Here is a 12,943-nt window from a genome sequence, read left to right as displayed (position 1 = left end):
TGACGGCATGTCGACTTCCTTGTCCAGAACTCCATATCCCCGAGAGGGAACCGAACATGGCGAAGAGAACGGCCGTCGTCTGCCTGGCGACCGGCGCCCTGCTCGCACTCGGCAGCCCCGGCGCGCTCGCCGGTCAGGAACTGCCCGGCGTCACCGAAGGGCGGGCCGCCTGGTCCGGCGTCGATGGTGAACTCGCCGCGCGGGGCGTGTCGTTCGGCGTGACGCAACCCGCCGTCGAGTCGGCGGGCGTCTCCTTCCCGGCCGTCGGCGGCGGACTCGACGTCCAACGGGCCTCCGGGGAGGTGCGGTTGGGCGGAGCTGTCCGGCTCGACGGCGCCGATGGGGGTCAACAGCCTCTGGTCCTCGCCGGGTTGACGCTGCGGCTCGGCGGGAAAGCGGGCACGCTCCAGGCCCGTACGGCCGTGGACGGGCGGGCCCGTGAGGTGACGCTCGCGGAGGTCGCCGCGTCCGACGCGGGGCCCGTCGTCCGGGAGAGCGCCGTGACGTGGGCCGGATTGCGTGCCGAACTCTCCGAGGAGGGCGCCGAGTTGCTCTCCTCCTGGAGCGGGCGGGGGTTCGTGGCCGGAGGCGGGCTCGGGGTGCTCGACGTGACGGTCGGCACCGGGGTTGCCGAGGAGCCCGTCGGGGCACCGGCCACGAACCCCACGCCGAGGCCGGGGAGTCCGGGCGCGGAGGTTTCGGCGGGGGCGTCTTCCGAGGCTGCCGTCTCCCTCACCCGCCCCGCCCTCCCCGCCGGGGGCCAACAGCGCCTCACCGGCGAGGGGTTCACCCCCGGCGCGGTGCTGCTCGTCGCGATCGACGGGGACACCCGGTACCAGGCGGTGGCCGACGGCGACGGCCGATTCGTGCGGGACTTCCCCGTGTACGGCAACGCGGCCCGGGGCGCGCACGCGGTCGAGGTGACGGCGGTGACCGGTGAACAGACCGTCGTGGGCGCCGAGTTCGAGGTGGACGAACCTGTGGGCTGAGTCGCGTACGCCACAGCTCCTTTACCGTCCCTTGACAAACAACCGAAGATCGTCATTAGGTTAGCCTTACCTAAGTTCAAGTCATTCAGGCTTGGGCCGATCAGAAGGGTCTCCCTCATGAGAGTCGCCTCCGCCCACACCTCCGCCCGCACCGCCGCCCGTGCCGGTCTCGCCGTCGCCGCCGCGTCCGCGCTCACCCTGGGCCTGGCCACCTCCGCCTCCGCCGCGACCGCCACCCGCACGGTCACCGACGGCGGCACCACCTACACCCTCTCCCTCACCTCGCCGGGCACCGCGACCGCCGCCGGGCAGGTCGTCACCGTCTCCGGCTCCGGCTACAACACCGGCCAGGGCATCTACGTCGGCCTGTGTGTCGTCGACGGCGCGGCCGGTGTCAACAAGCCGACCCCCTGCCTCGGCGGCCAGGACGAGTCCGGCTCCACCGGCGCCTCCCACTGGGTCGACAACACCTTCGGCGGCCTCTTCGCCAACAGCTCCAAGTTCGCCGCCGGCGGCACCTTCAGCGTGAACGTCTTCGTCAAGGCCACGCTGGACGACGGCAGCGTCTGCGGCCAGGACGTCGAGTGCGCGGTCGTGACCCGCGCCGACCACTTCGACACGAACGACCGCGCCTACGACGTCCACGTGCCGATCACCTTCCAGTAGTCCCGCACTACTCCTGAACTCCGAGGGGCGCCTGCTGCGGGGTGCCCCTCGGTACCGCTCAGGTACTACCCGGGTACTACCTCTCCGAGGGACCTCTCATGACAGACGACACCCCCGCCCGGCGGCTGAGACGGCCCGCCGCTCTGCTCGGCGCGGTGGCCCTCGTGGCCGCGACGGCGACGGCGGTCACGGTGGGCCCGGCCGCTCAGGCCGCCGACACCCCCCGTACCGCGTACGGCAAGGACGGCCAGCGGCTCACCGTCTCCGCCTCGGCCGGACTGGCTCTTGAGGGGGAGACCCTGAGGCTGACCGGCTCGGGGTACGACGTCACCAAGGGGGTGTACGTCGCGCTCTGCAAGGACAACGGCGACAACCGCATCCCCACCCCCTGCCTCGGCGGCGCCGACCAGACCGGCGGCAGCGGCGCGTCCCGGTGGATCGTCCCCGCCGACTCGACGGAGGCCCCCGCCGGGGTCGCCGAGAAGTGGGGCGCGGGCGGTACTTTCGACGTACGGCTCGACGTCAAGGCGAAGGACGGCGGCCTCGACTGCACGCGGGTGGCCTGCTCGGTCGTCACCCGCGTCGACCACAACGCGCCCGGCGATCGCTCTCAGGACGTACGCATACCCGTCACCTTCCAGGGCCAGGACCCGGGCGGCGGCGAGGGTGGCGGCGTGGACGTTCCCGCCGGGACCGTCTCCTACGCGCAGGCCGCCGAGTTCACCACCGCGGGTCGTCCTCTGGACCTCCTGGTCCACCCCGACTCCGGGAAGCTGTACGTCGGTTCGGACAACATCCCCGACACCGCCGACATCGCCGAACAGGGCCTCTACGCCCTCGACCCGGCCACCGGCAAGGTCCTCAGCCACATCGCCCAGGCGCCCGGCGCGGGCGGGACGCTCGCCGCGCGCGTGGTCCGGCAGATCGTCGCCCCGCTGCCCGGCGACGGGGTCTCCTTCCACTTCCCGCTGCGCGGCCTCGCCACCGCCAAGGACGGCGACGCGCGCGCCGAGGGCACCTGGCTGAACGGCTCGACCGTCACCGGCACCGGGCCCGCCACCGCGTCCACCGTCCTCGTCGCGCAGGGTGCCGCCCTCTCCGAGGTCGAGACCCTCACCGGCACAGTGAAGCGGACCATCTCCCTCGAAGGCGGTGCCCAGTTGGGCGTCGATGCCGCCAACGGCGTTGCCTGGTCGGTGGGTTCGGCCGACGGCAAGAAGGTGCTGCGGCGCGTCGACACGAGGTCCGCCGCCTTCGCGGTCACCGCGACCGCCGAACTCCCCGCCGGTTCCGTCTACTTCGTCGAGGTCGACCCGGCCGGCGGCAACGTGTGGGTCGCCGTCGACGACGCCGTCCTCGTCCTCGGCAAGGACGGCAAGCTCCTCAAGACGCTCACCGCGAAGGACCGTCCGCTCGCGATGGCCTTCGACAAGGCGTCCGGGCGCGCGTTCGTCCTGCGCGAGGACTACGGCACGGTGGCCGAGGGCGCCGACGGCACCGGCTCGCTCCAGATCCTCGACAGCGCGACCTTCGAACAGGCCGCCGTACCCGTCGCGTTGCCCGGCAGCATCGCGGGCACGGTCTACGCGGGCGTCGCGGTCACGCCCGGCGCGACCTCCGTCTACCTCACCAAGTACGCGGAGAGCAAGGTCGTCAAGGTGGACCTTCGGGTGTCGCCCGAGGTCACCCAGACCCCGACCGACCAGACGGTGTTCGCGGGGGACGAGGTCACCTTCGTCGCCGCCGCCGAAGGGGTCCCCGCGCCGGGGCAGAAGTGGGAGGTCAGCGCCGACGACGGGCAGACCTGGAACGTCGTCGCGGGCGCCACGTCCCGGACGTACTCCTTCACCGCGCGCGCCGCGCAGGACGGCTACCGCTACCGCGTCGTCTTCTCCAACGCCGGTGGTACGACGCGGAGTCCGGAGTTCACGCTGACCGTGAAGGAAGCCGGCACCACCACCGGCGGCGGGGAGACGCCCGGGGGGACCGCGCCGTCCGGGACCCGGACCGGCACCGGCGCCGAGGGGCAGAAGCTGACCGTCACGCCGGTCAACGACCTGGCCGTCGAGCGGCAGACCGTGCGGGTCACCGGGTCCGGGTACGACGAGGCCAAGGGTGTCTATGTCGCCCTCTGCGTCGACAACGGCGCCGGGCAACTGCCGACGCCGTGCGTCGGGGGCGTCGACATGACCGGCGCGTCGCACTCCTCGGCGTGGATCTCCTCCAACCCGCCTGACTACGGCGAGGAGTTGGCGACGCCGTACGGGGACGGGGGGACGTTCTCCGTCTCGCTGACCCTCGATGCCAAGGACGCGTACACCGACTGCTTCAAGGCGACGTGCGTGCTGGCGACCCGGGCCGATCACACGCTGTCCGGGGACCGGTCGCAGGACGTCAAGGTGCCGGTGAGCTTCGTGGGGCAGAAACCGGTGGAGACCGATCCGGAGACGGGGACTACGGGGACTACAGGTACTACGGGTAGTACCGGGTCCACGGGGGGCGACTCAGGTACTACGGGTACTACGGGTACTACGGGTGGTACGGGTACTACGTCCTCCTCCGGTGGGTCCCTCGGAGGTACTACGACCACAGGGGGACACCTCGCCTCCACCGGCGTGACCGTCGGCGCGGTCGCGGGGATCGCGGCGCTGCTGACGGTGGCCGGGGTGTACGCGGTGCGGCGGGCTCGGACGCTCCATTGACGGCTCTGGTTCACGTATATAACCTCTGTTTCCGTACATGGATAAGCTGAGAGGGAGATGACCAGGTGGACCTCACGATCGCCGACGTACGCCTCACGCCGATCCTGGTCGCGGACCCGCCGCTGCTGAACACGCAGGGGGTGCACCAGCCGTACACCCCTCGGCTGATCGTCGAAGTCGTCACCGCGGACGGGGTCACCGGGCTCGGGGAGACCTACGGGGACACCAAGTACCTGGAGCTGGCGCGGCCGTTCGCGGAGCGGCTCGTCGGCAGGTCCGTCGCCGATCACAACGGGCTGTTCACGGTCATGAACGGGGTGGACGTCGACCGCGCGCGAGTCGTCGACCAGGTCGACGTCGGCGGGCTGCGAGGCGTACAGACCGCCGACAAGCTGCGGCTGTCCGTCGTCTCCGGGTTCGAGGTCGCCTGCCTCGACGCGCTCGGCAAGGCCCTCGGGCTGCCCGTGCACGCGCTGCTCGGCGGGAAGGTGCGCGATGCCGTCGAGTACAGCGCGTACCTGTTCTACAAGTGGGCCGAGCACCCCGCCGGCGTCGCGGCCGAGCGGGACGACTGGGGGGCCGCCCTCGATCCCGCCGGGGTCGTCGCGCAGGCGCGGAAGTTCACCGAGCGGTACGGGTTCACGTCGTTCAAGCTCAAGGGCGGGGTGTTCGCGCCGGAGGAGGAGATCGCCGCGGTCCGCGCGCTCGCCGAGGCGTTCCCCGGGCATCCGCTGCGGCTCGACCCCAACGGGGCGTGGTCCGTCGAGACGTCCCTGACCGTCGCCAAGGAACTCGGCGACGTCCTGGAGTACCTGGAGGACCCCGCGCTCGGCACCGACGCGATGGCCGAGGTCGCCGCGCGGACCGGGGTGCCGCTCGCGACCAACATGTGCGTCACGACGTTCGTCGAGATCCCCGAAGCGTTCACCCGGGGCGCCGTCCAGGTCGTCCTCTCCGACCACCACTACTGGGGCGGGCTGCGCAACACCCAGCGACTCGCCGCGGTCTGCCGCACGTTCGGCGTCGGCATCTCCATGCACTCCAACACCCACCTCGGCATCTCGCTCGCCGCGATGACCCACGTCGCGTCGACCGTCCCCGACCTCCACCACGCCTGCGACTCCCACTACCCGTGGCAGTCCGAGGACGTCCTCACGGAACGCCTCGCGTTCGAGGGGGGAAAGGTCTCCGTCTCCGACGGACCCGGGCTGGGCGTCGAACTCGACCGGGACCGGCTCGCCTTCCTGCACCAGCGGTGGCTGGACGACGACGGCACGCTGCGGGACCGCGACGACGCGGCGGCGATGCGGGTGGCCGAGCCGGGGTGGGAGACGCCCGCGGTGCCCCGGTGGTGAGACGGAGGGCGTTTTCGAGGGGCACGCGCGCGTAGGCGGGGTGGTGCGGGCCTGTTGGGAGGCCTGTTGTCAGTGGGGTGGTGCACACTGGCCGGATCGGCACACTCGCGAGGACGCACCGCCGTGGGGGCGTTCACGGGACGCAGGTTTGCCGGATCGGCACCACTCGCAGGGAGCGCACCGTGACCCCGTCCGACGCGTCGGCAGGAGAGACCGTACCGAGGAGCAGGATCCGCCCGGACCGGCAGTGTCCGATGGATCCGCTGGCCGGGGTGCGCGCGCCCGGCGATCCGGCGTGCGACGTGTACCTGACCGGGACCGTGTTCCTGGACATCATCTTCACGGGCCTCGACTCCGCACCCGTGCGCGGGACCGAGTCCTGGGCGCGCGGCATGGGCTCCAGCCCCGGCGGCGTGGCCAACATGGCGACCGCGCTGGCCCGCCTCAACCTGCGTACGTCCCTCGCGGCGGCCTTCGGCGACGACCACTACGGCGAGTACTGCTGGGACGCGCTGGAACAGGGCGAGGGCATCGACCTGACGCCCTCGCGCACGGTCCCCGGCTGGCACTCCCCGGTCACCGTGTCGATGGCGTACGAGGGCGAGCGCACGATGGTCTCCCACGGCCACGAGGCGCCCCCCGAGGAGCCCGCCCCCGCCTGCCCCCCGCCCGCGCGCGCGGCGGTCGCCTCGCTCACGCCGGGCAGGCGCGAGCCGTGGATCGCGCAGGCCGCGTCGAAGGGGACGAGGATCTTCGGCGACGTCGGCTGGGACGACACCGGCGCGTGGGACCTCGCCGGGCTCGCCGACCTGGAGCACTGCGAGGCGTTCCTGCCCAACGCGGAGGAGGCGATGCGGTACACGCGCACGGACTGCCCCCGCGAGGCCGCGCACGCGCTCACCGAACACGTACCGCTCGCGGTCGTCACGCTGGGGGCGCAGGGCGCGTACGCGGTCGACCGGCGCACCGGCGAGACCGCCGAGGTCCCCGCGATCGCCGTCGAGGCGCTCGACCCCACCGGCGCGGGGGACGTCTTCGTGGCCGGCTTCGTCACCGGCACCCTCGCCGGCTGGCCCCTCGCCGACCGCCTCGCCTTCGCGGGCCTCACCGCGGCCCTCTCCGTCCAGGAGTTCGGCGGCTCCCTCTCCGCCCCGAGCTGGTCCGAGATCGCCGCCTGGTGGCGCAAGGTCCGCTCCGTGGACACGCAGGACCCCGAGGCGCTGCGCCGGTACGCGTTCCTCGCGGACCTCCTGTCCGACGGCGAGGCGAGGCCGTGGCCCCTGCGCAGGGCCGTCCCGACGATCGGCTTCAGACGCTCGGCGTGAGCCCGCGCGCGGGGGCGCCGGGAGCGACGTACCCGGCCCCCGCCCCACCCCGTACGGCCGTGCGAAAACCCCTACGGCGTTGTCAGTGGCAAGGCGTACTCTTGAAATCGCCAGGCCGCCCTTGTGGCAGGCGAGACCTGTTCGGGAGGACGTAGAGGCCCTACGGGCCGGACTATGACGCAGACACCCACGGCCAAGGCCCCCGCGCAGGGGCAGGCGAGAGCACAGTTCACCGTTCCCGCCCAGCACCCCATGGTGTCGTTGCTGGGATCAGGCGACTCCCTACTGCGCGTGATAGAGACGGCCTTCCCGGCGGCCGACATCCATGTCCGGGGCAATGAGATCAGCGCGGTCGGGGACGTACGGGAAGTCGCCCTGATCCAGCGCCTGTTCGACGAGATGATGCTGGTGCTCCGCACCGGGCAGCCGATGACGGAGGACGCGGTGGAACGCTCGATCGCCATGCTGCGGGCGAGCGAGAACGGGACGAGCGACGGCCAGGAGACCCCGGCCGAGGTGCTCACACAGAACATCCTGTCCTCGCGGGGCCGCACGATCCGCCCCAAGACCCTCAACCAGAAGCGCTACGTCGACGCGATCGACAAGCACACGATCGTCTTCGGCATCGGCCCCGCCGGCACCGGCAAGACGTACCTGGCCATGGCGAAAGCCGTCCAGGCCCTCCAGTCCAAGCAGGTCAACCGCATCATCCTGACCCGCCCCGCGGTCGAGGCGGGCGAACGCCTGGGCTTCCTCCCGGGCACCCTGTACGAAAAGATCGACCCCTACCTGCGCCCCCTCTACGACGCCCTCCACGACATGCTGGACCCCGACTCGATCCCGCGCCTGATGGCGGCGGGGACGATCGAGGTGGCGCCGCTGGCATATATGCGGGGAAGGACTCTTAATGACGCCTTCATCATCCTCGACGAGGCCCAGAACACCTCCGCCGAGCAGATGAAGATGTTCCTGACGCGGCTCGGGTTCGACTCGAAGATCGTCATCACGGGTGACGTGACGCAGGTCGACCTGCCGAGCGGGACCAAGAGTGGGCTGCGGCAGGTGCAGGACATTCTGGAGGGGGTCGACGACGTGCACTTCGCGCGGTTGTCGTCGCAGGATGTCGTCCGGCACAAGCTGGTGGGCCGTATCGTCGACGCGTACGAGAAGTACGACAGCGAGAACGGTACGGACAACGGCGGCCACAAGGGCGGCCGGCCCAAACGGAAGTAGCAGAGCAGCGCCATGTCGATCGACGTCAACAACGAGTCCGGAACCGAGGTCGACGAGCAGGCGGTCCTCGACATCGCCCGCTACGCGCTGGCGCGGATGAGGATCCACCCGCTGTCCGAGCTGTCGGTGATCGTCGTGGACGCCGACGCGATGGAGCAGCTGCACATCCAGTGGATGGACCTGCCCGGCCCGACGGACGTGATGTCGTTCCCGATGGACGAGCTGCGCCCCCCGGCGAAGGACGACGAGGAGCCCCCGCAGGGGCTGCTCGGGGACATCGTGCTGTGCCCGGAGGTCGCGAAGAAGCAGGGTGAGGAAGCGCCGACGCAGCATTCCATGGACGAGGAGCTCCAGCTCCTGACGGTCCACGGGGTGCTGCACCTGCTGGGCTACGACCACGAGGAGCCCGACGAGAAGGCCGAGATGTTCGGCCTCCAGGCGGCGATCGTGGACGGCTGGCGGGCCGAGAAGGGCATCACCGGCCCCTCTCCCGCGCCGACCGTCTCATGAGCGTCCAGCTCATCGGCGGTGCCGTCGCCCTGGTCGTCGTCGCCTGGCTCGCCGCCTGCGCGGAGGCGGGCCTCGCGCGCGTGTCCAGCTTCCGCGCGGAGGAGGCCGTCAAGTCGGGCCGCCGGGGCAGCGCGGGGCTCGCGCAGGTCGCGGCCGACCCGACCCGCTATCTGAACGTCGCCCTGCTGGTCCGGGTGGCCTGCGAGATGGCGGCTGCCGCGCTCGTGACGTACGCCTGTCTGAAGGAGTTCGACCAGACGTGGGCGGCGCTGCTCACCGCGCTCGGCGTGATGGTCCTCGTCTCGTACGTCGCGGTCGGCGTCTCCCCGCGCACGATCGGCCGCCAGCATCCGCTGAACACGGCCACCGCCGCCGCGTACGTCCTGCTGCCGCTGGCCCGGATCATGGGCCCGATCCCGTCGCTGCTGATCCTCATCGGCAACGCGCTCACCCCCGGCAAGGGGTTCCGGCGCGGCCCGTTCGCCTCCGAGGCGGAGCTGCGCGCGATGGTCGACCTCGCGGAGAAGGAGTCGCTGATCGAGGACGACGAGCGCCGGATGGTGCACTCCGTCTTCGAGCTCGGTGACACCCTCGTACGGGAGGTCATGGTCCCCCGGACCGACCTCGTGGTCATCGAGCGCTACAAGACGATCCGTCAGGCGCTCACCCTGGCGCTGAGGTCCGGGTTCTCCCGGATACCCGTCACCGGGGAGAGCGAGGACGACATCGTCGGCATCGTCTACCTCAAGGACCTCGTCCGCAGGACGCACATCAGCCGCGACGCCGAGTCCGCCCTCGTCTCCACGACCATGCGGCCCGCCGCGTTCGTCCCCGACACGAAGAACGCGGGTGACCTGCTGCGCGAGATGCAGCAGGAGCGCAACCACGTCGCCGTCGTCATCGACGAGTACGGGGGTACGGCCGGGATCGTCACCATCGAGGACATCCTGGAGGAGATCGTCGGCGAGATCACCGACGAGTACGACCGTGAGCTGCCCCCGGTGGAGGACCTGGGTGACGACCGGCACCGGGTCACCGCGCGCCTCGACATCACGGACCTGGGCGAGCTGTACGGACTGGAGGAGTACGACGACGAGGACGTCGAGACGGTCGGCGGGCTCCTCGCGAAGGCGCTGGGGCGGGTGCCGATCGCCGGTGCCTCGGCGGTCGTACGCCTTCCGGACGACCGGACGCTGCGGCTGACCGCCGAGGCGGCTGCCGGGCGGCGGAACAAGATCGTGACCGTGCTGGTGGAGCCCGTCGGGGACGACCCCGAGAAGGAGCCCGCGTGACCCCGGACCAACTCCGTTCCCTGTGCCTGTCGTTCAACGCGTCCGTCGAGGACTTCCCGTTCTCGCCGGAGATCTCCGTCTTCAAGGTCCGCGGCAAACTGTTCGCGTTGAGCTGGATGGACGCCGTACCCCTGAAGGTCAACCTCAAGTGCGACCCTGACGACGCCGTACGCCTCCGGGGGGAGTACCCAGGGGTGATCACTCCCGGGTATCACATGAACAAACGGCACTGGAACACGGTCGATCTGACGGCCGGTCTTCCGGAGCGGTTGGTGCGGGAGCTGGTGGAGGACTCGTACGACCTTGTCGTGGCCGGTCTGCCGAGGGCGGAGCGGCTGCGGCTGGACCGGCCCTAGGTTTCCAGGGGGGGGAGCACTTCTTGTCCGCGCTGTATGAATTTGCCTTGTGGGAGCCGCTGTTGAGGCTCGTACGGGCGAGCAACGCGGCGGAACTCGCCGCGCCGGGCGGGTACGTACGGGGTCATGTCGGGGTCGGTTCGTGGAGTGTTCCGGTGCACCGGCCCTCCCCGCCGCCCGGGCAGGCGGCTCAGGTGGAGGACATGCAGGAGGAGTGGGACGCGGTCCACGCGGTGATCGGCGCACTCACGGAAGCGGGGGTCGGCCAGGTCGAGTTCGTGCTGGAGTGCGGGGCGGACGGGGCGGCGACACTGCGGCTGTACGGTCCGCACCCGCACGTGGAACCCGGTTTCGGCGGCCCGCAGGGCGGTTCGCTGCTCCTCGTCGACGACGCGGTGCCCGAGCCCTGGCGCAGGCTCCCCGAGCCGGTGCCGGACGCGGTGCCGGCGCCGACGGCGGACCCGGTGGAGCTGGCGCGGCTGCTGCGCGAGCGGCTCCCGGACGCCATCGGCGCCACCGAGGAGGAGATCGCCGCCACCGAGTCCCGGATCGGCGTAACTCTTCCGGGGGAGCTGAGGTCCCTCTACGGGGTGGTGCGGGGGAGGTGGGAGGACTGGTCCGACGACTTCGACGCGGCGGACCGGGTGTACGAGACCGTCGGCTGCGAGCTGCTCCCGCTGGACCACGTGTACGTCGCGGACGCGTCGACCCGGCCGGCACCGTGGGAGTTCGGCGCGACGGACGCGGCCGTCACCCGGCCCGGGGACGCGGTGCGGGGGGTGGTCGGTTCGCCGGGGTGGATCGTCTTCGGCGGCAGCGGCGGCGGTGACGGTATCGCGCTGGACCTGACGCCGGGACCGGCCGGGTATCTCGGCCAGGTCGTCCTCATCGGCCACGAGGACCATGTCGGCGCCGAGCTGCTCGCCGACTCCCTCACCGACCTGGTGCGCGACGGCGAGCGCGAGGAGCGCCGCAGCCGCCGCGGGGAGCTTCCCGAGGTGGCCCGCGTCAACCACGGCGCCGTACGGAGCGTCGAGGCCGCCGCTCACCCGGCGCTCGAAGTGCTCTCCCTCGGCGTGTGCGACGGCGAGCCGTTCAGCCTCGCCCCGGTCGTCGGCCTGCCGCGCCTGCGCACTCTCTCGGCGTACCCGGGTACCCTCGCGGACCCCTGCGAGATCGGCGGGCTGACCGGCCTGGAGTACCTCGACCTACCCCCGGACTACTGGCGTTCGCTCCTGGACGCCGGGGCCGTTCCGCGCGGGCTGCTGGCGGCGTCCATCGAGCCGAACGGCACCCGGGAGCGCCACCACCCGCTCGACCTCGTAGCTCTCGCGAACGAGATCCTGGCGCTCTTCGGGCGCTCGCCGATCACCCCGACCGTACTGGAGGGCTACCTCGGCCCGTCCCCCGCCGACCCCGCTCGTATGCTCTGACCATGACCGACACCACCTCCCTCGACCCCGAGGACCGCAAGATCGTCACCCTGGCCCGTTCCGCTCGGGCCCGTAACGGTGTTCCGGAGGGGGCGGCCGTGCGGGACGAGACGGGGCGGACGTATGTCGCGGCGACCGTGGAGCTGCCGTCGCTGAAGCTCAGCGCGCTGCGTACGGCCGTGGCGATGGCGGTGGCGTCCGGCGCCGAGTCGCTGGAGGCCGCGGCTGTCGTGACCGGCGGGGAGAGTGTGGCGGACGAGGATCTCGCCGCCGTGCGGGACCTGGGGGGCGTGGGGACGCCGGTGTTGGTGGCGGGGCCCGACGGGACCGTGCTGCGGACTCTTGCCGTTGGCTGAAAAGGGGCCTTGCCCTCGCTCGTCTCCCACGCATCAATGGAGCCGTTGATTCCGACGGGCCGTCAGATTTCCCCACCGGGGCCGGAGTCCGCACCCTCCCGCCCCGATCGGCCGTCCGTCTCTCCCCCCGGAAGGAGCCGGAAACTCCATGAGAGGCAAGCGAATCGGATCAGGTGCGGCACTGCTGGCCGGGGCCCTCGCGGTCACCGGGCTGGCGCTCGCTCCCACGGCTGTCGCCGTGAGCCCCACGACGGCGACGTTCACCGCCAGTTGCGGCATCTTCGGCGGTGGCTCGGCCACCCTCACGGCGACCCAGAACGGGACCGCCGCCACCCTCACCCTGTCCACGTCGGCGGTCAAGGCGCCGCTCCCGATCGGTGCGAACAGCATCAACTCCACGCTCACGATGACGAATTCGACGGGTCCGAACCGGGTCTTCACCGGTAACGCGAACCCGGCGATGGCCACCAACGACCCGATCACCGTCGGTCCGCTGAACGGCACCGTGGCCTCGGGCGACAGCCTGGACATCTTCGGCGGCGGCCTCACGATGGTCGTCTTCGGCATCACGGTCACCTGCACGGCGACCGGCCACCAGTCCGCACCGTTCGTCTACAGCTGAACCCTCGCACCTGCGAAGTGAGTTGACGGTCTGTCAGTTCTATAGCTGACCGACCGTCAGCTTTGTCCGCCGAGTCCATTGACTTCTTCGGCCGCCTCCACGTC

Annotated in this window: 12 protein-coding genes; all 12 read left to right on the top strand. The window is 71.4% G+C overall.

The genetic code is table 11. The features are described from left to right. The first annotated feature begins 56 nt into the window (after positions 1–56). Entirely contained in the window at positions 57–989 is a 933-nt protein-coding gene (locus ACQCO7_RS13845; RefSeq protein ID WP_464072119.1) for an HtaA domain-containing protein, read from the top strand. A 117-nt stretch (positions 990–1,106) separates the two neighbouring features. Continuing rightward, the gene (locus tag ACQCO7_RS13840) at positions 1,107–1,655 is read left to right on the top strand and encodes a hypothetical protein (RefSeq protein WP_464072118.1); all 549 of its coding nucleotides are present in this window, start codon (positions 1,107–1,109) and stop codon (positions 1,653–1,655) included. Positions 1,656–1,753: 98 nt separating this feature from the next. Beyond that, a complete protein-coding gene (locus ACQCO7_RS13835) occupies positions 1,754–4,357 on the top strand; it encodes an immunoglobulin I-set domain protein (protein ID WP_464072117.1) in 2,604 nt (867 codons plus the stop codon). A gap of 65 nt (positions 4,358–4,422) precedes the next feature. Next, a complete protein-coding gene (locus ACQCO7_RS13830) occupies positions 4,423–5,712 on the top strand; it encodes a glucarate dehydratase family protein (protein ID WP_464072116.1) in 1,290 nt (429 codons plus the stop codon). 182 nt (positions 5,713–5,894) lie between these two features. After that, positions 5,895–7,037, top strand: coding sequence for a carbohydrate kinase family protein (locus ACQCO7_RS13825; RefSeq protein WP_464072115.1), 1,143 nt, complete (start codon positions 5,895–5,897; stop codon positions 7,035–7,037). Positions 7,038–7,211: 174 nt separating this feature from the next. Continuing rightward, the gene (locus tag ACQCO7_RS13820) at positions 7,212–8,270 is read left to right on the top strand and encodes a PhoH family protein (protein WP_464072114.1); all 1,059 of its coding nucleotides are present in this window, start codon (positions 7,212–7,214) and stop codon (positions 8,268–8,270) included. Between the two features lie 12 nt (positions 8,271–8,282). Continuing rightward, a complete protein-coding gene (ybeY, locus tag ACQCO7_RS13815) occupies positions 8,283–8,780 on the top strand; it encodes an rRNA maturation RNase YbeY (RefSeq protein ID WP_010354853.1) in 498 nt (165 codons plus the stop codon). Further along, positions 8,777–10,072 (top strand): hemolysin family protein, encoded by a 1,296-nt coding sequence (locus ACQCO7_RS13810; RefSeq protein WP_464072113.1) that lies wholly within the window; start codon positions 8,777–8,779, stop codon positions 10,070–10,072. The genes ybeY and ACQCO7_RS13810 overlap by 4 nt, the downstream gene beginning before the upstream one ends. Further along, a complete protein-coding gene (locus ACQCO7_RS13805; RefSeq protein WP_409112598.1) occupies positions 10,069–10,428 on the top strand; it encodes an MmcQ/YjbR family DNA-binding protein in 360 nt (119 codons plus the stop codon). Before ACQCO7_RS13810 ends, ACQCO7_RS13805 begins: the two co-directional genes overlap by 4 nt. 23 nt (positions 10,429–10,451) lie before the next feature. After that, positions 10,452–11,861, top strand: coding sequence for an SMI1/KNR4 family protein (locus ACQCO7_RS13800; protein WP_464072112.1), 1,410 nt, complete (start codon positions 10,452–10,454; stop codon positions 11,859–11,861). Positions 11,862–11,863: 2 nt separating this feature from the next. Next, positions 11,864–12,217, top strand: a complete 354-nt coding sequence (locus ACQCO7_RS13795; protein WP_464072111.1) for a cytidine deaminase — start codon at positions 11,864–11,866, stop codon at positions 12,215–12,217. Positions 12,218–12,365: 148 nt separating this feature from the next. Further along, positions 12,366–12,839: a hypothetical protein gene (locus ACQCO7_RS13790; RefSeq protein ID WP_464072110.1), complete on the top strand. Its 474-nt coding sequence runs from the start codon at positions 12,366–12,368 to the stop codon at positions 12,837–12,839. The last annotated feature ends 104 nt before the right edge of the window (positions 12,840–12,943 follow it).

The sequence above is a fragment of the Streptomyces saintjeani genome, from assembly GCF_055409605.1.
The sequence above is the reverse complement of the archived record's forward strand: the minus strand, read 5'-3'. Positions and strand labels throughout refer to the sequence as shown.